At 61.3% G+C, this 22,536-nt stretch carries 19 protein-coding genes; 11 read left to right on the top strand and 8 right to left on the bottom strand.

Translation table 11 applies throughout. The features are described 5' to 3' along the window. Both cobF and IMW75_RS22995 read right to left on the bottom strand, forming a co-directional pair. Complete coding sequence (gene cobF / locus IMW75_RS23000; protein WP_045059725.1) at positions 1-756, bottom strand: precorrin-6A synthase (deacetylating); 756 nt, start codon at positions 754-756, stop codon at positions 1-3. After that, the gene (locus tag IMW75_RS22995; protein ID WP_205893861.1) at positions 753-1,328 is read right to left on the bottom strand and encodes a histidine phosphatase family protein; all 576 of its coding nucleotides are present in this window, start codon (positions 1,326-1,328) and stop codon (positions 753-755) included. The genes cobF and IMW75_RS22995 overlap by 4 nt, the downstream gene beginning before the upstream one ends. 519 nt (positions 1,329-1,847) lie before the next feature. Here IMW75_RS22995 and IMW75_RS22990 point away from each other — a divergent pair. The 3 genes from IMW75_RS22990 to IMW75_RS22980 all read left to right on the top strand — a co-directional run bounded on the left by IMW75_RS22990 (position 1,848) and on the right by IMW75_RS22980 (position 4,949). Further along, a complete protein-coding gene (locus IMW75_RS22990; RefSeq protein ID WP_045059722.1) occupies positions 1,848-2,864 on the top strand; it encodes an arginine N-succinyltransferase in 1,017 nt (338 codons plus the stop codon). 46 nt (positions 2,865-2,910) lie between these two features. Continuing rightward, positions 2,911-3,945, top strand: a complete 1,035-nt coding sequence (gene astA / locus IMW75_RS22985; RefSeq protein ID WP_205893860.1) for an arginine N-succinyltransferase — start codon at positions 2,911-2,913, stop codon at positions 3,943-3,945. Between the two features lie 134 nt (positions 3,946-4,079). Further along, positions 4,080-4,949, top strand: coding sequence for an isocitrate lyase/PEP mutase family protein (locus IMW75_RS22980; RefSeq protein ID WP_045059720.1), 870 nt, complete (start codon positions 4,080-4,082; stop codon positions 4,947-4,949). Positions 4,950-5,245: 296 nt separating this feature from the next. Here the strand turns inward: IMW75_RS22980 and IMW75_RS22975 are convergent, their stop codons facing one another. Then, positions 5,246-6,319: a diguanylate cyclase gene (locus IMW75_RS22975; protein ID WP_205893859.1), complete on the bottom strand. Its 1,074-nt coding sequence runs from the start codon at positions 6,317-6,319 to the stop codon at positions 5,246-5,248. A 181-nt stretch (positions 6,320-6,500) separates the two neighbouring features. On the opposite strand from IMW75_RS22975, the gene IMW75_RS22970 reads away from it, so the two are divergent. From IMW75_RS22970 to hglS, 3 genes are all read left to right on the top strand, one after another. Then, positions 6,501-7,952, top strand: coding sequence for a flavin-containing monooxygenase (locus IMW75_RS22970; protein ID WP_205893858.1), 1,452 nt, complete (start codon positions 6,501-6,503; stop codon positions 7,950-7,952). Positions 7,953-7,977: 25 nt separating this feature from the next. Continuing rightward, positions 7,978-8,919, top strand: coding sequence for an alpha/beta fold hydrolase (locus IMW75_RS22965; RefSeq protein ID WP_045059717.1), 942 nt, complete (start codon positions 7,978-7,980; stop codon positions 8,917-8,919). Positions 8,920-9,032: 113 nt separating this feature from the next. Then, a complete protein-coding gene (gene hglS / locus IMW75_RS22960) occupies positions 9,033-10,400 on the top strand; it encodes a 2-oxoadipate dioxygenase/decarboxylase HglS (RefSeq protein ID WP_045059716.1) in 1,368 nt (455 codons plus the stop codon). A gap of 35 nt (positions 10,401-10,435) precedes the next feature. Here the strand turns inward: hglS and IMW75_RS22955 are convergent, their stop codons facing one another. From IMW75_RS22955 to IMW75_RS22935, 5 genes are all read right to left on the bottom strand, one after another. Beyond that, the gene (locus tag IMW75_RS22955) at positions 10,436-11,113 is read right to left on the bottom strand and encodes a type 1 glutamine amidotransferase domain-containing protein (protein ID WP_045059715.1); all 678 of its coding nucleotides are present in this window, start codon (positions 11,111-11,113) and stop codon (positions 10,436-10,438) included. A gap of 446 nt (positions 11,114-11,559) precedes the next feature. Continuing rightward, positions 11,560-11,727 carry a hypothetical protein gene (locus tag IMW75_RS22950; protein WP_177328588.1) on the bottom strand — a complete coding sequence of 56 codons (168 nt, stop codon included), beginning with the start codon at positions 11,725-11,727 and terminating at the stop codon, positions 11,560-11,562. 135 nt (positions 11,728-11,862) lie between these two features. Then, positions 11,863-12,927: a lipocalin-like domain-containing protein gene (locus tag IMW75_RS22945; RefSeq protein ID WP_205893857.1), complete on the bottom strand. Its 1,065-nt coding sequence runs from the start codon at positions 12,925-12,927 to the stop codon at positions 11,863-11,865. After that, positions 12,917-15,388, bottom strand: coding sequence for an FtsX-like permease family protein (locus tag IMW75_RS22940; protein WP_205893865.1), 2,472 nt, complete (start codon positions 15,386-15,388; stop codon positions 12,917-12,919). Before IMW75_RS22940 ends, IMW75_RS22945 begins: the two co-directional genes overlap by 11 nt. 1 nt (position 15,389) lies before the next feature. Beyond that, positions 15,390-16,058 (bottom strand): ABC transporter ATP-binding protein, encoded by a 669-nt coding sequence (locus tag IMW75_RS22935; protein WP_045061555.1) that lies wholly within the window; start codon positions 16,056-16,058, stop codon positions 15,390-15,392. Positions 16,059-16,283: 225 nt separating this feature from the next. Between IMW75_RS22935 and IMW75_RS22930 the strand changes: the two genes are divergently transcribed. From IMW75_RS22930 to IMW75_RS22910, 5 genes are all read left to right on the top strand, one after another. Beyond that, entirely contained in the window at positions 16,284-18,224 is a 1,941-nt protein-coding gene (locus IMW75_RS22930) for an acyltransferase family protein (protein ID WP_205893856.1), read from the top strand. Positions 18,225-18,716: 492 nt separating this feature from the next. Next, positions 18,717-20,069 carry a UDP-glucose dehydrogenase family protein gene (locus IMW75_RS22925; RefSeq protein WP_205893855.1) on the top strand — a complete coding sequence of 451 codons (1,353 nt, stop codon included), beginning with the start codon at positions 18,717-18,719 and terminating at the stop codon, positions 20,067-20,069. Further along, complete coding sequence (locus IMW75_RS22920; RefSeq protein ID WP_205893854.1) at positions 20,066-21,124, top strand: NAD-dependent epimerase; 1,059 nt, start codon at positions 20,066-20,068, stop codon at positions 21,122-21,124. The genes IMW75_RS22925 and IMW75_RS22920 overlap by 4 nt, the downstream gene beginning before the upstream one ends. After that, on the top strand, positions 21,121-21,867 hold the full coding sequence (locus IMW75_RS22915) for a sugar transferase (RefSeq protein ID WP_045061559.1): 747 nt from the start codon (positions 21,121-21,123) through the stop codon (positions 21,865-21,867). The genes IMW75_RS22920 and IMW75_RS22915 overlap by 4 nt, the downstream gene beginning before the upstream one ends. Next, on the top strand, positions 21,868-22,515 hold the full coding sequence (locus IMW75_RS22910) for a CpsD/CapB family tyrosine-protein kinase (RefSeq protein ID WP_045061560.1): 648 nt from the start codon (positions 21,868-21,870) through the stop codon (positions 22,513-22,515). The last annotated feature ends 21 nt before the right edge of the window (positions 22,516-22,536 follow it).

Raw genomic sequence — 22,536 nt, 5'->3', positions numbered from 1 at the left:
TCAAGGCTTGCGCAACAGGTAGGTATCCATGATCCACCCATTGGCCAACCGAGCCGCCTTGCGCACCCGCTCGATTTCCTGCGCCACGTCCTCGAGCTTGCCGTGGATCAGCAGCTCATCCGGCGTCCCCAGATAAGCACCCCAGTAAATCTCGGTCTGCGGATCTGCCACCTGGTGGTAGGCATCCTGGGCGTCGAGCATCACCACCAGGCTGTCGGCATCGCTTACCTGCCCCGCCGCCAGACGACGCCCGGTGGTGATTTCGATGGACTGGCCAATGCGATTGAGTGGCACCTTATGCCGGGCGCACAGGGCCTGGACGCTGGTGATCCCGGGGATGACTTCAAACTCGAACTCACAGCGGCCCGAATCGAGGATCGCCTGGAGGATCCTGATGGTGCTGTCGTACAACGCCGGATCGCCCCACACCAGGAAACCCGCACACTCGTCGTCGGCCATCTGCTCATGGATCAGCCGCTCAAAGGTCGACTGCCTGGCCAGGTTCAGGTCTTCCACGCTGGCCCTGTAGTCCACCTCTCCCCGCTCCCGCTCGGGACTTGGGGCCTCGACGAAACGATAGGCCTTGTGGGTAATGTAGCGCTCGCAGATGTCGCGCCGCAGGTCGATGAGTTTGTCCTTGCTCTGACCCTTGTCCATGAGGAAAAACACATCGGCGCTATTCAGCGCCTTGACCGCCTGCAGGGTGATGTAGTCAGGGTTGCCGGCGCCGATGCCAATCACCAGGAGTTTTTTCATGGCTGCGATTCCTCATGCCCCACGCCTGTTAAACGAAAACGCCAGCGCCCGTTGAACCGCAACTCGACGATCGACAGCGGTTCAACATCAATCTGGTTAAACGCCGAGCTTTGCAGGGCCCAGGTCAACGCCGCACGAATCACGAACGGATGGGTGACCGCCACTATGTGCCCGGGTGTCGCCTCAAGCGCGGTCAGCCAGGCCGCCACCCGGCGAGTGAGCGCGGCGACCGATTCGCCGCCATGGGGGGCCGAATCAGGATTCTGTAGCCAGGCCTGCAGCGCCTGGGGTTCGGACTCGTGCACGTCATCAATCTGCGCGCCGCACCACCGACCGAAGTCGCAGTCGCGCAGCGCCTCCACAGTCTCCACTTTACGACCGAACAAACCAGCGGTTTGCCGTGCACGCAGCTCCGGGGCAGACAGGAGTCTTGACGAAGTTTTGAATTGGCGACTGCGGGAGCCCTGTGCAGATTGCCAATCCATTTCCAACGGCTCATTTGTAGGAAACCGCGCCAACTTTTGTGCGACGGTTCTCGCATGGCAGATCAAGGTCAAACGGGTCGCCCGCACTTGGGAATGCTCGCTGCAAAAAGTCAGGAAACGGTAACACGCTGCAGCTTGTCTGCAGGCGTTTTCTTGGGTGCAAGACGGCAGTGTCTGACACACGGATTGGCAAGTGGCCTACACGAACTACGACCATGCCTGTAGGCCTTTACTGACAGGCCTCAGGCCGTATTCAAGGGAGCAAAAAGCCTTGAAAAAATCACTAGACAGCCACGGCGCGTTGCATAAATACTGGATCCATCAACCTGTGAATTAAACGAAAAAACATCCAGCAGGAGCCCGGATGCCCTCTCTGAATCTTCAGAATAATGACCTCCTTCACCCCGTGATCTTTGTGGCATAGCGCTGCCGGCCTCAGCGCGTTTAACGACTCGCCGGGACCCTGCCAGCGTCGTGAAAAGCTGAAAAACATGAACAGTGGCGCCTGATACCGATCAGGTGAGCCGCCCCTGCAATGCGTGGAAACCGACAGTGACAGTCAGGTCGGGTGCTTGTCACCCGACCCTTTGATACAGGAGTGCATCCATGCTGGTCTTGCGTCCAGTCGAATTGAGCGATCTGCCCCAGCTGCAACGACTCGCCCGTGACAGCCTGCCGGGCGTCACGTCTTTGCCCGACGACACCGGACGCCTGCGCGAGCGGATTATCGGATCCTGCGATTCATTTGAAAAAGACGCCGCCGTGCAAGGACCGCAGAACTACTTCTTCGTGCTGGAAGACCTCGAGACCCAACGCCTGATGGGCTGTTCGGAAATTCTCGCCACGGCGGGTTTCGAAACGCCCTTCTACAGCCTGCGCCACCGGGATTACACCGCCGCCTCGCGGGAACTCAACGTCGAACATGCCGTACCCGCCTTGTCGCTGTGTCACGACCTGAGCGGGCACACCTTGTTGCGCGGCTTTCATGTCGAGGCGACCCTGGTCGGGAGCCGGTTCAGCGAATTGCTGTCACGGGCTCGCCTGATGTTCATCGGCGCTCACCGCCATCGTTTTGCCGACTCGGTGATTACCGAGATAGTCGGGTTCAGCGATGATGAGGGCCATTCACCGTTCTGGGATGCGGTGGGCAAACACTTCTTCGACCTGCCCTACACCGAGGCCGAGCGCCTGTGTGGCCTGCAAAGCCGGACTTTCCTGGCGGAGCTCATGCCGCATTACCCGATCTATGTGCCGATGCTGCCCCAGGCTGCGCAGGCCTGCATCGGCCGCATCCATCCCGATGGCCAGGAAGCCTTCGATATTCTCGAACGCGAGGGCTTCAAGACCAATCATTATGTCGATCTGTTCGACGGTGGGCCGACCCTGCATGCGCCTCTTTGCGCCATCCGGTCGGTGGCCCGGGGATTCACTGCCAGCGTCAGGCCGGTTACCGCCATCGATGCGCGCGGCCGATATCTGGTCAGCAATGACTCGCTCAGGGACTTTCGCGCGATCGTTGCCGACCTGGACGTGCGTGCCGGGCAACCTGTGGCGTTGCCCCTGCAACTGTGCGCCGCGTTGAATGTGCACGCCGGCAGCCTGATCCGCTTGGTCGCGCTGTGAACAGCCTTCGACGACCCACCCCAGGACGGGCTGCGGGAGCGCCGCAATGATCGTGCGCCCGGTCAGCGCCACCGACTTGCCTGCCCTGCTGGCGCTGGTCCGCCAGGCCGGTCCCGGGTTTACCGGCCTTGCGGCCAACGAAGATCGGCTGGCGCACCGGGTGCGCTGGGCCCGGCGCACCTTTGCCGAGCAGGTCGAACGCGCTGATGCCGATTACCTGTTCGTGCTCGAGGACGACGAGCAGCAAATCGTCGGCGTGAGCGCCTTGAAGGGCGCCGTAGGCCTGCGCGAGCCCTGGTACAACTATCGGGTCGCAATGACCCACAGCTCGTCGCCAGACCTGGGGATCGAGCGTCAGATCCCGACACTGGTCATGAATAACGAGATGACCGGGCAATCGGAACTCTGCTCGCTGTTCCTGCACCCCGACCTGCGCTCGGGCAGCAACGGCAGATTGCTGTCCCTGGGACGCTTGCTGTTCGTGGCCGAGTACACCCATCTGTTCGGCGACAGGCTGATTGCCGAACTGCGGGGGCATGCCGACCTCGATGGCTGCTCGCCCTTCTGGGACAGCCTGGGCCGGCACTTTTTCAGGAAGGATTTCCACCATGCCGACCAGTTGTCCGGCATGGGCAGCAAATCGTTCATCGCCGAACTGATGCCCCGCCAGCCTCTCTACACCTGCCTGTTGACCGAGCAGGCCCGGGCGGTGATCGGCAAGGCCCACCCGAACACCGAACCGGCGCTGAGGATCCTCAGCGCCGAGGGATTTACCCATCAGGGTTACATCGACATCTTTGACGCCGGGCCGGTCATCGAGGCCCCGGTGTCCGACATCCGCACGGTACGCGAAAGCCAGGCGCTGACGCTGGCCATCGGCAGCCTGGACGAGCAGGCGCCGCTCTGGCTGATCCACAATCGCCGCCTGGAAAACTGCCGGATCACGGCGGCCCATGGGCGGCAGGTGGACGGCAGCCTGGTGGTCGATCGTCTCACTGCCAAGCGCCTGCAACTGCAACCCGGTGACTCGGTACGCGCCGTGCCACTGGTCGACCCGCTGCGAGAGGCGGCCGCCGCCTGATCGGCCCTGGCAAGGGCTTTGCCAGGGCACCCGGTAAATTCGTCATCATTCTTCCTGCGCTCGCGTGATAGCCTTTTGTTTCTTCGGCGTTGACACTTTTGCTCAAGCCCGTCCATTTCAATGGTGGAACTCATATGTCCAGGCTTTCTCATCAAGACTTACGCCGTAACTTCCGCGAGCTGTTCGCCTCCAATGCCTGCTACCACACCGCTTCGGTGTTCGACCCGATGTCGGCGCGCATTGCCGCAGACCTGGGTTTCGAAGTGGGCATTCTCGGCGGCTCGGTCGCATCGCTGCAGGTGCTGGGCGCCCCCGACTTTGCCTTGATCACCCTCAGCGAGTTCGCGGAACAGGCCACGCGCATTGGCCGCGTCGCTCAACTGCCGGTGATTGCCGACGCCGACCATGGCTATGGCAACGCGCTGAATGTGATGCGCACCATCGTTGAACTGGAGCGCGCGGGCATCTGCGCCCTGACCATTGAAGATACGTTGCTGCCAGCGCAATTCGGCCGCAAATCCACTGACCTGATTACGGTTGCCGAGGGCGTCGGCAAGATCCGCGCGGCGCTGGAAGCCCGGGTTGATTCGGAGATGGCGATTATTGCCAGGACCAACGCCGGCATTCTGCCCGTCCAGGAAATCATCAGCCGCACTCAGCAATATCAACGTGCCGGGGCGGACGGGATTTGCATGGTGGGTGTGCGTGATTTTGATCACCTTGAGCAGTTGGCCGAGCACTTGACTGTGCCGTTGATGCTGGTGACGTATGGCAACCCGCTGTTGCGTGATGACAAGCGCCTGGCCGAGTTGGGTGTGCGGGTGACGATTGATGGGCATGGGGCGTATTTTGCGGCGATCAAGGCGACCTATGACAGTCTGCGTGAGCAGCGGCAGATTTTCACTCAGGCATCGGATTTGAGTGCTACCGAGTTGACCCATACCTATACCCAGCCTGAGGAATACATTCGTTGGGCTGAGGAGTTTATGAGCGTCAAGGAGTGATGGCTGGCCCAGCGCGGCTAAACCGGCATCCTTGCCGGTTTCCCCGCTGCGCAATACCTGCGTTCGGCCAGCGTGGTTAACGGGGCGCCTGCGATCAAGAGCTTTGCCGTGGCGGCCTTCGGGCCGACCAAGGCGTCAAGCCGGCGCGCTGCGCTTATCTGATTGTGCGCACCCTCCGGGCTAGCTAGAACTGCGTAGGAGCTGTCGAGTGCAACGAGGCTGCGATCTTTTGGCGCTATCCCTGAGGGAGCAAAGCTTGCTCGCGATGCGGTTACAGCACCGCGCATCCAAAGTCGCTATACCGAATCCAGCAATTCCCACTCGGACCGGCTGTCATTGCTGCAGATAACCCGATTGCGCCCGGTGGTCTTGGCTTCATACAGCGCCTGGTCCGCATCATTGAGCCACAAGATAGCGTCTGTGTGGGTCGGGTTCAATGCTGCCAGGCCAATGCTCAGGCTGACTCTCAGCGCCGGTTCCTGTTCATGGCCCAATTTCGCAAAACGGTCGCGCAGCACATCCATGGCCGCCGCCGCGCTGCTCAGGGGCAGGTCTGGGAGGATCACGCAGAATTCGTCACCGCCATAACGCCCGGCCAGGTCGGTTACCCGCAGGTTCTGCCGGAGCATTTTGCTCAGCTGGCGCAGGACGATGTCGCCGGCCACATGCCCGTAAGTGTCGTTGATCGCCTTGAAGTGGTCGATATCGATCAACGCAATCGCCCCGCCCTTGCCCTGCCGGCGGCACCGTTGAAACTCCAGTTCCAGCTGGTCTTTCCAGGCGCCATGGTTGAGCAGGCCGGTCAGGCTGTCGGTGCGACTCAACGCCAGCAGCTCACGTTTGTGCTGGCCAAGTGTGTGGGCCTGGCGGAAACAGATCCAGCCCAGAGCCAAAGGATAAAGGCACAGCAGGGGCAAGGAGGCGTACAACTGCAGTTGGCTGGTTTCAGGCACGAAGGCAGGCGCGAAGATCAGCAGGCCGACGCCCAGGCCAAGGATCTGCGCCGCCGTGCCGGCCAGCAGGAAACGCAGCCCGCCAATTGCGACGTTGTTCATGGCCATCATGGAAATGGTCGCGGCGCTGGGCAGCGGATTGAATTGCATGGCGGCGACCCAGAATCCGCCGAGAAAGGCATCCACCAGGAGGTTACGCTGTTCGGCGTGGTAAGGAATTTTCCTGCGTCGGGCCCATTGATAAGCCACGTGTGGCCAGACCAGGCCATTGAATAGCATCAGCGCCCAGACCCAATGCGGCGGATCGAGCGGGTACATGGCTGCGGCCACGCACAACAGGCCCAGGGCCAGGCCTAACGTTCGCGAGGTGTAGAGCCTGCGTGCCAGTGAAAGTCCTTTGACTCCCGATTTTTCCATGGGGCTTCTATGCCACTGAACAGAACCTGCTGACACCTGGGTTGCGTGTGTGCTGAAGTCTATCAGGGCAACGTTAAATAGCCATCACCGGCTGGCGGCCTGAATATCCCGACATTGATGGCAGGCGTAGGCCGAATGTTTGGCTATACATGAAGGGGCGCGCCATCAAAAAAGGAAGTCCATGCAAACTTTTAAAGTGCTGATCATCGGCAGCGGATTCGGCGGCCAGTGCGCGGCAATCAATTTGCTCAAGGCCGGTATCGAAGATTTCCGCCTGCTGGAACGGCGGGATTTCTTTGGCGGGACCTGGTGCCAGAATACCTACCCCGGCGCTGCGGTGGACGTGCCCTCGCCGCTCTATTCCTTGTCATTTGCGCCGTACCGCTGGACGCAGATGTTCGCCGAACAGGCCGAACTGCAACGCTACACCGAGTACGTCATCGAGCATTTCGGCTTGCGGGACAAGGTCGAACTGCAGACCAATGTCGAGCGCATCGAATGGGACGATGACAACAGGCGCTGGGTGGTGCACACCTCGCGGGGGATGTTCCAGGCGCAGTTCCTGATCAATGCCACCGGGCCGCTGAGCCAGCCGGTGGTGCCTCGCTTCGAAGGCCAGGAACGTTTCAAGGGCAAGACTTTTCACACCAATCAGTGGGACCACGCCTACGATTACCGCAACAAACGCGTGGCCATTGTCGGCAGCGGCGCCAGTGCTGCCCAGGTGATCCCGGCGATCGCGCCGCACGTTCAGCAACTGCATGTGTTCCAGCGCACTCCACACTGGGTGCTGCCCCGGGCAGATCGCCGGTTTGGCCGGTTCCAGCGCTGGCTCCTGGGCCTCAAGCCGGCCTACAAGCTGTTGCGCTGGATGATCTACTGGCAATTTGAAACCCGGGTGATTGCCTTCAAGTACTCCCGGCCGGCGATCCGCCTGGTCCAGCAACAGGCGCTGGGTTTTCTCAAGCGCCAGGTGGCCGATCCCGAACTGCGGCGCAAGCTGACCCCGGATTACGCCATCGGCTGCAAACGGGTGATTGTTTCCAGCACCTTGTACCCGGCGCTCGGGCGCAGCAATGTGACACTGCACAGCCGCGAACAAGGGATTGCCCGTATTGACGAGAGCGGCATCGTGACCAGCGATGGCCAGCACATCGATCTGGACCTGATCGTCTGGTCCACCGGTTACGACGCCACCGACGGGGTGATTTCCTATCCGGTCTACGGAAAGAACGCGACGCGTCTGCAAGATGTCTGGGCGCAATACCCCCGGGCCTACCTCGGCACCAGCCTGCCGGGCTTTCCCAACCTGTTTATCGTCACCGGGCCCAACACCGGAATTGGCCACACCTCGGCACTGTTCATCATCGAATCGCAGATGAACTACATTCTCGACTGTATCGGCACGTTAAAAAAACAGGGTTTACGCAGCATAGAGGTGCGCCCTGAGGCGGAACGTACCTACACTGAAATGATCCACAGAGAAATGGAGCGCACGGTATGGAAGTCTGGCGGTTGCCACAGCTGGTATCACAGCAAGAGCGGTCATGTAATCGCCATGTTTCCGGGGTTCAGTTTCAGCTATCACCGGCTCACCCGGGCGCTGAAACCCGCCGATCACCTGCTCTCCTGATTCGTTAGATAGAAGGAAGACGCTGATGCTTTTATTGGTTGTCGCTATCGCTGTTTTCGTGGCCTGGAGCTGGTTGAGCTACCCCGCTATCGGTTACTTGCTGTATGACTTGAGCACCGCCATCGAAGCCAAGCTGTACCGGCTGCACAAGATCGTCGTGCCGATCCCCGAAATGACGGTCTCGACCTGGCAAGGCGGGCCATACGAGGCCACCAGCAGCGTGCTGATGCTGCATGGCTACAGCGCCGACAAGAACCTGTGGCTGCGCTTCGCCCGGCATTTTGTCGGCCAGTACCGGGTGATCATCCCCGATATTGCCGGCCATGGCGAAACCGGGTTCAAGGCCGGTGGCGGCTACGACATCCCGCTCCAGGCCAAGCGCATGATCCAGCTGCTCGACGTCTGCGGCGTGGAAAAAGTGCATGTGATCGGCAACTCCATGGGTGGTTACATGGCGGCCTGGCTTGCCGCCCACTACCCGGACCGCATCGCGTCGGTTGCGCTGATCGACCCGGCCGGCGTCACTGCACCGGAGATCAGTGATCTGGAGCGGCAGCTGGGCAAGGGGCATAACCCGTTCCTGATTCATTCCCGGGAGGAGTTCCGCCAGTTCTACGCCATGACCATGGCCAATCCGCCCTGGGTGCCGGGGGTGGTGCTGGATGCCTTTGCCCAACGCTATCAACAGTCTCGCGATGAGCTGGAGGAAATCTTCAGAGACTTTCGCGCCAGCCCGCCGATGGAGCCAAGACTGGCCGATATCAAGTGCCCGGCCCTGCTGGTGTGGGGGCGCAAGGACCGGCTGATCGATGTCAGCAGTGTGGCGGTCTGGAGCAAGGGCATTGCCGACCTGCGGGTGGAGATCGGCGAAGGCGTCGGGCATATGCCGATGGTTGAACAGCCCGCACACACGGCGCGACTGTATGGAGAATTTTTGGCATCCCAACGCTCGCACTTGCCGGTCTGACCCCTGTTTGCAGTCCGTGACAGAATGAAGTTCGGAAGATTCTTCGTTTGTCGGGGACGCTGAAGGCTGCGATCTTTTGCCCATCCTTCACGCCAGCGCCAGGAAAACCTTCCATGAGCCATCCGAGCTTCGTCAGCCCCGACCTGATCCGCCAACGCTTCTCCAAAGCGATGTCCGACATGTACCGCGAAGAGGTCCCGCTGTACGGCGCGCTGATGCAACTGGTGGAGCAAACCAACCGTCACGTGCTGCAAAGCGATCCACAGGTGGCCCGGCAACTGGACAGTACCGGCGAAATCCAGCGCCTGGACCTGGAGCGCCATGGCGCAATTCGCGTGGGCACGGCCGATGAACTGGCCACCCTGGCCCGCCTGTTTGCGGTCATGGGCATGCAGCCCGTTGGCTACTACGACCTGACCCCGGCGGGGGTGCCGGTTCACTCCACCGCGTTTCGCGCGGTGCACGAAGCCGCATTGCAAGTCAGCCCGTTTCGGGTGTTCACCTCATTGCTGCGCCTTGAGCTGATCGAAGATCAGGCACTGCGTACCTTTGCCCAGGCGGTACTGGATAAACGCAGGATCTTCACCCCGGCAGCGCTGCACCTCATCGAGTGCGCCGAACGCGAGGGCGGCCTTGGCGAAGAGCAGGCGCAACAATTCGTCGAGCAGGCGCTGGAAACCTTCCGCTGGCACCACAGCGCCACCGTCACCGCCGAGCAGTATCAAAAACTCAGCGCGCAACATCGCCTGATCGCCGACGTGGTGGCGTTCAAGGGCCCCCACATCAACCACTTGACGCCGCGCACCCTGGACATCGATATCGTACAGGCACAAATGCCCGACCACGGCATCACCCCCAAGGCGGTGGTCGAAGGCCCACCCCGTCGCCAGTGTCCGATTTTGCTGCGCCAGACCAGTTTCAAGGCGCTGGATGAGCCGATCGCCTTTACTGATCAAGCCGACAGTCGCGGCAGCCATAGCGCCCGCTTTGGCGAAATCGAACAAAGGGGCGCCGCGCTGACCCCCAAAGGGCGCGCACTGTATGACCGCCTGCTGAACGCGGCTCGGGATGAACTCGGCGAATTTCCCAACGAAAGCAACGCCACACGCTACAACACGCTGATGGAGCGGCATTTCAGCGAGTTTCCTGACACGCTAGAGGGCATGCGCCAGCAAGAGTTGGCGTATTTTCGGTACTTCGTCACGGACAAGGGCCGGGCTGCGGGAGCGCTGCAAACCATGGCGCTGGAGGACCTTCTACGCGATGGCTATCTGCGGGTGGAACCGCTGGTTTACGAGGATTTCCTGCCGGTCAGTGCGGCGGGGATATTTCAGTCCAACCTTGGGGACGCTGCGCAAAGCCACTATGGCGAGCATTCGAACCGCCAAGCCTTCGAGCAGGCCTTGGGACGCGCAACCATTGATGAACTGGCGCTGTACGCAGAAACGCAGCGCCGTTCAATCGAGCAGTGTTTCGCCTGATTCCAGGTCACGCAACCTGGCGCTTTGGCGAAGGGTTAGCGCAGCTTGGCCAATAGCGCCTCGGCCACTGCCTCGGACGACGCCGGGTTCTGCCCTGTCAGCAGCAACCCGTCGGTCACCACGTAACTGGCCCAATCGTCGCCCTTGGAGTAGAGGCCACCGTTGGCCTTGAGCGCGTCCTCTACCAGGAACGGTACGACATCGGTCAGTTGCACCGCCTCCTCCTCGGAGTTGGTAAAGCCCGTCACCCGCTTGCCTTTGACCAGCGGTTGGCCGTCCGCGCCCTTGACGTGACGCAACACACCCGGCGCATGGCAGACCGCCGCGACGGGTTTTCCAGCCTGGTAGAACGCTTCGATCAGCGCGATCGACACCTTGTCTTCGGCCAGGTCCCACAGCGGGCCGTGGCCGCCGGGGTAAAAAACCGCATCGTAGTCCTCGGCCCTGGCGCTGCTCAGCAACGCGGTTGAAGCCAGGGCGGCCTGCGCAGCAGAATCCTTGCGAAAGCGCTCCGTGGCGGCGGTCTGCGCATCCGGCTCGTCGCTTTTGGGGTCCAGGGGCGGCTGACCGCCCTTCGGTGACACCAGGGTCAGCTGGGCGCCGGCATCCTTGAAGGCATAATACGGTGCAGCGAATTCTTCCAGCCAGAAACCGGTTTTCTTGCCAGTGTCACCCAACTGGTCGTGGGACGTCAGAACCATCAGGATTTTCATGTCGTAGTCGCTCCGGGTCGATGTGCCTGTTTCATTGACCATCAGCCAGGTCGGTTCGTTTCAGTCCCAACGGCGCAATTTTCAATTGTGCAAACCAGGCAATCTACAATTAGAGATGACACTCGAAATTTAAAGACAAAAAAGAGCGACCCTGTGATCGCCCCTGTTGTGAACGCCGCATAACCTTGCAATGACGGATGAAGAGGGGTTCGCCCAGTGCAGTGGCCTTGGCAATCCATGCACTGGTAAAGAGCCATGACACTGGGCGAACGAACACTATTTTAATATAGGTTTGAAGATAAATCGCCGAACCCAACATGAAATTTATCGACATGATATTTAACAGGATGTCACTTTAAATATCATGCAAACAAATTTTCGAATTCACTGGTCCGACCAATAAACTTACTGTCACAAACTGTGTGAAAGTTATGTTTGAATAATCATCAGGGATTGTCAGCCGTCTCCTGCGCAGTCGATTCCCCGCTGTCGGTGCCTTTGCCCTGTTCCTTGCGGCGATTGGGGTCAGTGGGCCGCAACGCATCATTATCGCGCTCGACTTCCCCGGGTGGCCGGGGCTCGTCAGGGTGTTCCGTCTCGGTTACCGGTTTCATTGCTGGCCTCCTCAGGCTCAGGATCGTCGACTGTCCCGGCCACGCTCACCGCAGTCATCAAATTGCGGCGTTCCCGGCAGGGGTTCGTACGGTAGAGAGCCGCAGGCGGGTTGGAGTTCCAAGCCGTTTGCGCGGCTAATACCCGGTCATTTCCAGGTAGCCCTGGCCGGCGTGGCTCCCGCTCAGGCGCACCGGTCCTTCCCAGTAGGGAATGCGCAAATCCATCCAGGCATTCGGGTTCAGCGCACGGAGGCGGATGTCGAGTTGCTTGCCCGGAATCCTGATCGACCAGCTGACGGGCATGGTGCGACCGGCCACTTTCGCTGTGCCCTCGGGCGCCAGGCTGATCTCGCTGGCGTGCAACGCCTGGGTGTGGCCCTGCGCATCGATCCAGGTACCGGTCAGGTAAGGCTCGCCTTCCTTTTGCCGCATGCGATAGAGCATCACCTGCTCGCCACTGTCCAGGTGCAGGGAGAACCAGTCCCAGCCCGTCTGGCTGGCGGTCAGTGGCTGGCTACTCCATTCCCGATCGAGCCACGCCGGGCCGCTGACCTGATAGCGGGTACCATCGATCTCCAGTTCGCCGCTGGCCTGGAAAAACGGCTGGCTGTAGTAGTACGACGCTTGGCCCTGTTCCGATTTTTGGCTGAAACCCTGATCGCCCTGCAATACCAACGGGCGTGTGGACGTCAGCCGCAGGTTGTAGCTGAAGTGCTTGTCCCGAGCGCTGAGTTGCAGGTCGGCCAGCGCATCGCGCCCCTGGCTGCTGAAGTGCCAGTCATCGATCCACGCATTGAACGGCGCCAGTGCGACGCCCGCCTGCGCCACCCCTCCCCGGGCATAACGCTCGGCGGCGTGGTGCGCGGTGGCCGAGGTCACTGCCGCGTGCCCCAGCCAGATCACCTGGCTGGCCCAGCCCGCCGCTGGCGGCCCGGCCTGCAGCGCGCTGCGGAACAAGGTCCATTGCACCCCGAACTCGCGGCCCTGGGCGTCCTTGAGGTTGGCGGTCACGTACCACCATTCGATGCGAAAACCATCATGGGGGCCGTGATCAGCCGGAAAGCTGAACAGCCGCCCTGGAACGACAGGGGTAAATGACGACGCTGCAGTGCCCAGACCGGCAAAACCTTTTCCGACCGGCGCCGGCTGATCACAGCCACTGAGCAGGATCAACAGCAGCACTGCGAGCTTAATCCTCATGAGCAAAAGTCCTCAGCAGATCCGCCGGTTGCGTGCGATACAACGAGTACAGCGGCCAGGCCGACGCCAGCAGTGTCGCCAGCAGGGCCAGCCCCATCAGTTGCAACAGCTGCCAAGGAAACACCCGCAGCGGCAGGCGCCAGCCGAACGCCTGGACATTGATCACGGCGTCCAGGCACCAGGCCAGGGCGATGCCCAGCGGCAATGCCAGGATCAGAGTCAGCACCGCCAGCAGCCAGGTCTGGCCCAGGTTGAGCAGCATCAGCTGGCGCCGTGTCACCCCCAGCGCCCAGAGCGGCGCCAGTTGCCCCAGGCGACTCTGGCTCTGGGTCAGCAGGCTGATGAACAAAGCGACGCCGGCAACCGCCAGGGTCAGGCTGTTCAGCGCGGCGGTCGCGGCAAAGGTGCGCTCGAACACCTGTGAGGACCAGTCCTTGAGCCGCGCCTGATCGACGATCCGATTGTCATCCAGGGCAAAGCGCGCCTGCAGCGTGGTGAGGAAAGACGGAATCGAGGCCGGATCGATTCGCAGGTTGAATCGATTGGGCGTCAGCTGTGGCCAATGTCGCAGCAGGTGTCGCTCATTGACCAGTACGTGGCCTTTGGGATTGCCGTAGTCGGCATAGATGCCGACGATCTGCGGCGACCAGGTTCCACCGGGCGTGGTCATTGGCAGCGAATCCCCCAGCCGGACCTTCAACCGGCGGGCCAGCTGTTCGCTCAGCATCACGCTATCGTCGCTCGCCAGGCGCTTCCATGGGTCGTCACCCTGGGCCTCCAGCAGCGGCCAGTGCTGGCGATAGGTTGGGTGGTCGATCACGCCAAAGACGTCCGTGGGCCAACCTTGCAGTTGCGTCGACACCTGCCAGTTGGGCAGCACCGCCTCGACCTGCGGTTGCTGTTTGAGCCAGGCGTACAACTCGACCGACTGCGCCGGGCTCTGTGGGTTGAGGTACAGCTCGGCGCTCAGGCGTTGTTCCAGCCAGTGACTGAAAGTCTCGCGAAAACCGCCGGTCATGCTCCCGGCGCCAATATTCGCGGCCAGCGCCAGCAGCAGCGCCATCAGTGCCAGGCTCAACGCCGGCAACTGCTGGCGGCAATCGGCGACGAACCATTGGCCAAGCACCGAGCGACTGCGCTGCAGCACTGAGTTCAACACCAGATTGAGCACCACCGGCAGCGCCAGCGCGGCACCGAGCAACAACGCAGCCAGCAGCACAAAGCCGCTGGCCAGGCTATCGCCCAGGAACAATGCCAACAGCGCGATCACCGCTGCCAGCGCTGCGACCCAGCCCTGGCGGCGCAGCCAGCGCGCGTGGGCCTGGTGCCAGGCCTGGGGATCGGCCAGCGCCAGCAAGGGCAGGCGCGCCGCCCGCAACAGACTATGGGTACCGGCCAGCAACGCCCCGAGCAGGCTCAAGCCGATGCCACTCAACCACCACCACGGGCTCAGGTTCAGTTGCCCGGCGACTTCGGCGCCATACAGGCCCCGCAAGCTGGCAGCGACATCCGGCAACAGCACACTCGCCAACAGATAGCCGCTGGCGACCCCGGCCACTCCACCGACCAGCGCCAAAGCGCCCAGCTCGACGACCAGGCAAGCGATCAACATCCGCGCGCTGACGCCGCAGGCACGCAAGGTCCGCAGCAGACCACGGCGTTGCTCCAGGGCCAGGCCGATGGCCGCATGGACGATGAACAGGCCGACCACGAATGAAAGAAAACCCAAGGCATCGAGGTTCAGGTGAAAGCTTTCGGTCAGGCGCGCCAGATTGTTTTCTTCACCACTGCGCGTGAGTTGCAGCACAGCGCTGAACCGGTCCGGCAGCGGCGCGCTGAAATCCTTGGGCAACAGCAGGCGCGACACTTGACCGGGCTGGTCGAGAATCTGCTGGGCAAAGCCGATGTCCACCAGCAGTACGCCAGGCGCCATGTCGGCTTGGGCATGCAGCGGTGGCAAGGTCTGGCCGTTGGCACTGACCGGCCGTTCGCCCTCATGCAACCCCATGGCCCGCAACGTTTGCGGTGCGACCCAGGTGCTGCCCGGGGGCGTGAAAAACTCGACGATCTGCTCGATCGCCAGTGCCCGCCCGGCCACCGCAGAACCTGCCGGCAGCGACACCGGTTCAATGCCCATCAGTTGCAGTCGCTGTTGTTCCAGTCCCTTGAGCGTCACCCGTCCCTGCAGCACCGGCGAAACCGGCCAACCAGCACGCCGCAGGTCCACAAACAGTTGCTGGGAAAATGTTCCCCCGCCCGGTGCACTGAGACTGGCCTGGGGTTCGCCCCCGATCAGCTCGCTGGCCCGGGCGTAACTGTCCCGTGCCTGGCTGTTCAAGGCCTGTACGCCCGTGAGCAGGCTGGTGGCAAGCCACAGCCCGGTCAGCACGCTGAAAAATTGCACCGGGTGTTGCCGCCAGTGGCTCAGCAGCGCGCGTAATGCCTGGTAGAAAACCCGCACCTCAGCGCCCGTCCGCGCCAGCCAGGCGACCACGGTGCAGCACCACTTTGTCGGCGAGGCGCGCCGCGACCCGAGGGCTGTGGGTGACCATCAGCAAGGTCGTGGGGCTGTCGTCGAGCAGTTCCAGCAGCAGCTTCAATACCTCATCGCTGGTGCCCTCATCGAGACTGCCGGTGGGTTCATCGGCGAGCAGCAATTTGGGTCTGGACGCCAGCGCGCGTCCCAGGGCAACTCGCTGCTGTTGTCCTCCGGAGAGTTGTTCCGGGTAGCGGCGCAGCAGATCCGCCAACCCCAGGCGCTGCACCAGGTGCGCTTGCCACTGCGGATCATGGCGCCCTGCCAGGCGCGCCTGAAATGCCAGGTTATCCTCCACGCGCAGGCTGCCGATCAGGTTGAACTGCTGGAACACCAGGCCGATTTCACTGCGGCGCCAGTTAGCCAGCTGTCGTTCGTTCATCTGGTCCAGCCGATACTCGCCGCTGGTGATGGTGCCGTGATCCACCTTGTCCAGCCCGGCGATCAGGTGCAGCAAAGTACTCTTGCCGCTGCCGGATTCGCCCATCAAGGCCAGGCTGCTGCCCGGTTTCAACATCAGGTCGACGCCTTGCAGCACCGGCAAGGGCCCTTGCGGCGTTGCGTAGCTTTTGAACACTGCGTGGACTTCAAGCATGGGTCGACCCGTTCGGTGAGCGTCGGCCAAGGATAGCGGCCTGGCAGGACTTTTGTCCGATCACGATTGCCCGGGTGCCGGGCGCCTGCGGCGACTGACGGCGATTTGCGTCCAGCCAATTCCCAGCTACAAATGACATGTGGGTTTAACTGTCCAAAATCTTGACTGTGGTTGTCATGGGTCGGACTTGGCTGGCTGGCGAAAGCTTTAGGGATGGTCAGGCGCATGGCTGAAGGCAAATACCGCTCGGACATAGATGGTCTACGAGCTGTAGCGGTGATCGCGGTATTGCTGCACCACCTCAATACCAGCCTGCTGCCAGGCGGTTTTGTGGGAGTGGATGTATTTTTTGTGATCTCCGGTTTCCTGATCACTTCCCAGGTGTATTCCGAGGTCAAGCGCAACGCATTCTCGCTCAAGGGCTTCTATCAGCGACGCATCAATCGCATCGTCCCGGCGCTGGCCACGGTGTTGCTGGCGACGGTGATCGTTGGCGCCTTTATCCTGTCCCCGGTCGACCTGATCCGGCTCAACGTCAGCGCCCTGCTCTCCCTGCTGGGCGTTTCCAACATCTATATCTGGATCAAGTACGGCAACTACTTCGCCGCCGATGCCGGCGAGGCACCTCTTCTGCATACCTGGTCGCTGGGCATCGAAGAGCAGTTCTACGTCATCTGGCCGCTGTTCATCGTGCTGCTTTATCGCCTGGCACCGCGTTACGTCCTGCCGATCCTGGGGATCGGCGTGGTACTCGCAGTGGCCGTTTCCGAATACGCGACGGGCGTCTTCGCCACGGCTGCCTACTACCTGCTGCCGACGCGTTTTTTCGAGCTGATGCTGGGCGGGGTGTTGGGCATCTATCTGCAGCAGCCCCGTGTCATGGGCAAGCTGACCGCCCATGCCCTCGCGCTGGCGGGCTACCTGCTGATCGGTTTCGCGCTGTTTGCCTTGAACGCGAAATCGACCTTTCCCGGACTTAACGCCCTGATCCCTTGCCTGGGTGCAGCGCTGTTGATTCTCGCGGGCAGCGGCGACAGGCACTCGCGATTGCTGACCTGCCGGCCAATAGTGTTTATCGGGCTGATTTCCTATTCGCTGTATCTGTGGCACTGGCCACTGATTGCCTACCTCAATTATCTGGAAATCCCGGTCGACATACCCGTCGGTGCGCTGCTGATCGCGGTGTCGATCGGGCTGTCGTGGTTGTCCTGGCGTTATGTCGAGGTGCCCTTCCGGCGCGCGGGCGCGAGCTGGCATTTTTCCCGGGTGTTCGTTCGCCGATTTGCGCTCCCGGCCCTGGGACTGGCTGCCATTGCAGTGCTGAGCGTCGTTTTCAACGGTTTCCCGCAACGTTTTGGTCCCCAGGTTTCAGCGCTGGAAGCGATGACCCAGAACAGGCCCAACGAAATTCGTCGCGGCTGTCATGTCACCAATGCGCTGTACAGCACAGGGCCTGATGATTCATGCCGCCTGGGCGCGAAAAAAGAGAGGTTGGACGGCATCATGATCGGCGACTCGTTTGCCAATCACTTCACGGGAATGGTCGATCTGCTGGCCAGACCCGACAATCTATCGATCATGGATTACACCATGGACTCGTGCCCGCCGATCCCCGGCTACGACGCCGATATGTCCCCGGTGTACGCCGCCCACTGCGCGAAACGCAACGAGCGAGTGTTCAGCCTGATCGAGCAGAACAAATACCCTTATGTGGTGTTGGCGGCGATCTGGCCCAAGGAAGCCGATGCCAGGGATATCGTTGAGGCGAGCATTGGGCGGGTGGTGGAGAGCAGCGGCCAGGTCATCGTGATCCTGAGCAACCAGCACATCGAAAAGGCCGCCAGTTGCCCGATCAGGCGCTTGATGTTTGGCTCCGAGCGCGATTGTTCGGTAGTCCAGAGCGCGCTCGCACCGTATTGGGCGGACGTGCGGGCGAAATTTCCCCAAGTGCGCTTTATCGACCCCAATCAGGTGATATGCCCGGCGGGGGTTTGCAGCCCGATCATTCAAGGGCAGTTGTTGTATCTGGACGATTCGCACCTGAATGAGGGTGGTTCGCGATTAATCGGCCGCACGCTGCTGGAGCGCGGATATTCGCTGCTGCATGATCCGGTGCGCACTGCACGCACGGAGATGCTCAAGGGGTCGTCCGCAGTGATGAACTGAAGCGCTGCTCGCTACCTAACGCGCCTTGGCATGAGGGTAGATGCAGTATCCGCGCGGTGATTGTTCGCGCGAATCACCTCGAATAACCGCAAACTTTCTCCCCGAAGAGTTGCCGCCCGGCAACGCAGTTTGCCAATAGTTTGTCGGCTATTTCTTGGCGCTGGCACATAGCCATTTTTGCGCAAGAAATGTCGGACTTTTTTACAAAGCGTCAAAAAAAAGTTGACTCAAATCTGACACACCTGAAGCGTCCAAATCCTCCCCAGAATCGCCCAGCGACCGTCTATCGTTTTCTTTGAACAGCCCTCAAACCCCTCAAAAACGGGGCAAACGCAGCTGCGACAAGCACTTGATGGCATATCGCCCCCAGCCTTGGGGTTTGTCTTGCCAATGCAACACGTCATTTTGCTGACACGGATTTCCACGGCTGGTCTATACCCATTTTGACAGTCTAATTCTGATCCTCTCCACCGTCTTACGAGGCACGCCAAAATGGACGTGAGCGTATTTGGTACGGGCTACGTTGGCCTGATACAAGCAGCGGCACTGGCCGATGTCGGACATCGCGTCCTGTGCGTCGACATTGATCCGAACAAGATCAAGCAGCTGCAACAAGCGGTACCGCCGATCAGTGAACCAGGACTCTCCGGCACGCTGGAAGAGAACATCAAGGCCGGTCGTTTGCTGTTCACCACCCAGGCCAGCGATGCAGTGGAACACGCCGAGCTCATCTTCATCGCCGTGGGCACGCCCGCCGATGAGGACGGTTCCGCCGACCTCAGCCATGTGCTCAACGTGGCCCGTCAGATCGCCAGTTTCATGGAGGCCGATCGCACGTTGATCATCAAGTCCACCGTACCGGTCGGCACGGCGGATCAGGTGGTCGCCGCCGCCAGCGAAGAATTGCGACGCCGGGAAAGGACAATGTTTAAGGTACGTGTGGTGTCCAACCCGGAGTTTCTCAAGGAGGGCAGCGCGCTGGCCGACTGCATGCGCCCGGACCGAATTATCGTCGGCACCGACGACGAGCAGGCCCGCGAGCAGCTGAGCGAGCTCTACGCCCCCTTCTGCCGTAACCATGAAAAAATCATGTTTATGGACAATCGCAGTGCCGAGCTGACCAAATACGCGGCCAATGCGATGCTCGCCACTCGCATCAGCTTCATGAACGAACTGGCCAATCTCACCGAACTGCTGGGCGCCGACATCGAAGCGGTGCGCAAGGGCATTGGCTCGGACCCGCGCATCGGTTATCACTTTATCTACCCGGGCTGCGGCTTCGGTGGCTCATGCTTTCCCAAGGACCTGCGCGCCCTGCTGCACACAGCCGAACACAACGGCATGCCATTGCGCCTGCTGCGCAGCGTGACCGACGTCAACGACAGCCAGCGCCACATCCTCTTCAGCAAACTCAAAGCGCGATTCCCCGAAGGCCTGGCCGGCAAGTCCATTGCGATCTGGGGCCTGGCGTTCAAACCCAATACCGACGACATGCGCGAAGCCCCCAGCCGCTACCTGATGGAAGCCTTGTGGGCCGAGGGCGCCAGCGTGCAGGCCTACGACCCGGAAGCCATGTCCGAATGCCGTCGCCTCTACGGCTATCGCAACGACCTGCACCTGTGCGCCACTCGCGATGACACCCTGGAAGACGCTGATGCCCTGGTGATCTGCACCGAGTGGAAGAATTTTCGCGTAGTCGACTTCGAGCTGCTGGCCAGCAAGTTGCGTTCGCGGGTGATCGTCGACGGGCGCAACCTCTATAACCCCGAGCACGTGGCGGCCGCCGGCCTGCACTACAGCGGCATCGGCTTGCGTCACATCGTGCCCGAGGCGCTGCGTCCATGAAGATTCTCGTGACCGGAGCCGCCGGCTTCATTGGTGCCCATTGTGTGTTGCGGCTGCTGCGCGACGGGCATCAAGTGTGCGGGCTGGATAACTTCAACGACTACTACGAGCCGCAACTCAAACACGATCGAGTGTCCTGGGTGCAGGAGCAGGTCGGCCGTTTCCAGCTCGAAAGAGTCGACCTGGCCGATGCCGCGGCCATCGAGGCACTGTTTGCCCTTGAAAAACCCCAGGCAGTGATTCACCTGGCCGCCCAGGCCGGCGTGCGTTACTCACTGGAAAATCCAAGGGCCTACCTGGACAGCAACCTCAGTGGCTTCCTGAACATACTCGAAAGCTGCCGGCGCCATCCGGTCCAGCACCTGATCTACGCCTCTTCCAGTTCAGTGTATGGCGCCAACCAGCACACGCCCTACTCGGTCAGGGACGGCGTCAATCACCCGCTGTCGCTGTACGCCGCGACCAAGAAAGCCAACGAACTGATGGCCCACAGCTACAGCCATCTGTTCGGCATCCCCTGCACCGGGCTGCGCTTTTTTACCGTGTACGGTCCCTGGGGCCGCCCGGACATGTCGCCGATCCAGTTCGCCCGGGCGATTGCCGAAGGCCAGCCGTTGAAGCTGTTCAACTACGGCGAGCACCAGCGTGATTTCACCTACATCGACGACATCATCGAAAGCATCACCCGCCTGATTGAGCGGCCACCGCAGGCCAACCCTGAATGGGACCGGGAAACCCCGGACCCGGCCAGCAGCATGGCGCCGTGGCGCATTTTCAATATCGGCGGGCAACACCCGGTCGAGCTCAAGGCTTACCTGGCGCTGCTGGAAAAACACCTCGGACAAACAGCCGTGGTCGAGTTGCTGCCCCTGCAACCCGGCGATGTGCTCAATACCTGTGCCGATGCCAGCGACCTGGCCCAGGCCACCGGTTTCCAGCCACGGATCGCGCTGGATGAGGGACTTGGGCGCTTCGTTGCCTGGTTTCGCGACTACTACCCACTGCCTATCGCCCACGCGCCGTTCGCGGCTGAACTTCAGCGGAGGATTCCATGACTGGACATGAAAAAGGTGTACCTCTCAAACAATTGAGGCGAGACAAGCGGCTGGACCCCGAACACCGCATCCGCATGGATGCCGCCATCCACATGCAGGGCCGTGGCTGGATCACTGGTCGCGATGGTGGTCGCCCCTGGACGTTATCGCGCACCAACCGGGTACTGGCTTGCCTGGGGGCGTTGATCATCCTGGTGCTGATCTCGCCGTTGCTGCTGGGCCTGGCGCTGGTGATCAAGTTCAGCAGCCCGGGGCCGGTGATGTTCGTGCAAAAACGCACCGGCTACCGCGGTCGCACGTTCGGCATGTACAAGTTCCGCACCATGGTTGCCAACGCCGAGGAGCTCAAGGAATCCCTGCGTCACCTCAACAAACACGGTGCCGATGCGATCGATTTCAAGATCGACAAGGACCCCCGCATCACCAGCATCGGTGGCTTCCTGCGGCGCAGCAGCCTCGACGAATTGCCCAACCTGTTCAACGTGGTGGCCGGCGACATGCGCCTGGTGGGCCCTCGGCCCACCTCGTTCAATGCCTACCGCTACAAAGACAATCATCTTGCGCGCCTGAGCATTTACCCCGGCATGACCGGCCTGTGGCAGATCTCCGGGCGCAGCAATATCGACTTCGACCAGCGCGTTGAGTTGGACCTCAGCTATATCGCCGAGCAGAGCCTGCTGCTTGATCTGAAGATCCTGTTGAAAACCCCCTTCAAAGTATTCAGCGGCCACGGAGCGAGTTAAATGGACGGTTCAACTGCAAAAAGCCTGACAATCGCGAACCCGAGCGAGTCCAACCTGACTTCGACTGTGCTCGATCAAGATCTGCGGATCCTCTTCCTGACCGCCGCCAACCCCGGCGCGGGCACGACCACCAGCGCCCTGGTGCTGGCCAGTCAACTGGCCCAAATGAGCAGCGGCCAGGTGTTGCTGGTCGACGCCAGCCAGTCCACCAGCAACCTCACCCAACAGCTTGGGCTGACCAAAGAGCGCGGCTTTCGCGACCTGTTGTTCAACACCCAGAGCCCGCCCTTGCTGCAGGACTGTGTGGTGGACGTCTCCAGCCTGCCCTTCCACGTGCTGCCCAACGGACGTTATGCCCGGGGCGACGAACACCTGACCCCTGAAACCCTGAGCCCGTTGCTGGACCAGTTGGGCAGCCGCTACCGCTTTGTCGTGATCGACGGCGACGCGGTGTACTCAGCCGCCGACACCCTGGTCATCAGCACCCAGGTGGACGGCGTGATCATGGTCGTGCGCGCCGAAGACACCCGTTGGGAAGTGGCCCAGGCCGCTGTCCAGCGCCTGACCCAGGCCGGGGCAAAACTGGTGGGCAGTGTGTTTAATCGACGCAAGTACTACATGCCTAAATGGCTCTACAAAAACCTGTGAGCGAACGCCAAAGGATGACGA

Origin of the sequence: Pseudomonas gregormendelii, assembly GCF_017114825.1 — a bacterium.
GTDB classification, from domain to species: Bacteria; Pseudomonadota; Gammaproteobacteria; order Pseudomonadales; family Pseudomonadaceae; genus Aquipseudomonas; species Aquipseudomonas gregormendelii.
Note: the sequence above shows the minus strand (reverse complement) of the source record. Positions and strands in the feature narration are given on the sequence as shown.

Bases quoted from the DNA above. Each gene is read 5' to 3' on its own strand.
- cobF (WP_045059725.1), bottom strand. From the start codon at position 756: ATGAAAAAACTCCTGGTGATTGGCATCGGCGCCGGCAACCCTGACTAC.
- IMW75_RS22990 (WP_045059722.1), top strand. From the start codon at position 1,848: ATGCTGGTCTTGCGTCCAGTCGAATTGAGCGATCTGCCCCAGCTGCAA.
- astA (WP_205893860.1), top strand. From the start codon at position 2,911: ATGATCGTGCGCCCGGTCAGCGCCACCGACTTGCCTGCCCTGCTGGCG.
- IMW75_RS22980 (WP_045059720.1), top strand. From the start codon at position 4,080: ATGTCCAGGCTTTCTCATCAAGACTTACGCCGTAACTTCCGCGAGCTG.
- IMW75_RS22975 (WP_205893859.1), bottom strand. From the start codon at position 6,319: ATGGAAAAATCGGGAGTCAAAGGACTTTCACTGGCACGCAGGCTCTAC.
- IMW75_RS22970 (WP_205893858.1), top strand. From the start codon at position 6,501: ATGCAAACTTTTAAAGTGCTGATCATCGGCAGCGGATTCGGCGGCCAG.
- IMW75_RS22965 (WP_045059717.1), top strand. From the start codon at position 7,978: ATGCTTTTATTGGTTGTCGCTATCGCTGTTTTCGTGGCCTGGAGCTGG.
- hglS (WP_045059716.1), top strand. From the start codon at position 9,033: ATGAGCCATCCGAGCTTCGTCAGCCCCGACCTGATCCGCCAACGCTTC.
- IMW75_RS22955 (WP_045059715.1), bottom strand. From the start codon at position 11,113: ATGAAAATCCTGATGGTTCTGACGTCCCACGACCAGTTGGGTGACACT.
- IMW75_RS22950 (WP_177328588.1), bottom strand. From the start codon at position 11,727: ATGAAACCGGTAACCGAGACGGAACACCCTGACGAGCCCCGGCCACCC.
- IMW75_RS22945 (WP_205893857.1), bottom strand. From the start codon at position 12,927: ATGAGGATTAAGCTCGCAGTGCTGCTGTTGATCCTGCTCAGTGGCTGT.
- IMW75_RS22935 (WP_045061555.1), bottom strand. From the start codon at position 16,058: ATGCTTGAAGTCCACGCAGTGTTCAAAAGCTACGCAACGCCGCAAGGG.
- IMW75_RS22930 (WP_205893856.1), top strand. From the start codon at position 16,284: ATGGCTGAAGGCAAATACCGCTCGGACATAGATGGTCTACGAGCTGTA.
- IMW75_RS22925 (WP_205893855.1), top strand. From the start codon at position 18,717: ATGGACGTGAGCGTATTTGGTACGGGCTACGTTGGCCTGATACAAGCA.
- IMW75_RS22920 (WP_205893854.1), top strand. From the start codon at position 20,066: ATGAAGATTCTCGTGACCGGAGCCGCCGGCTTCATTGGTGCCCATTGT.
- IMW75_RS22915 (WP_045061559.1), top strand. From the start codon at position 21,121: ATGACTGGACATGAAAAAGGTGTACCTCTCAAACAATTGAGGCGAGAC.
- IMW75_RS22910 (WP_045061560.1), top strand. From the start codon at position 21,868: ATGGACGGTTCAACTGCAAAAAGCCTGACAATCGCGAACCCGAGCGAG.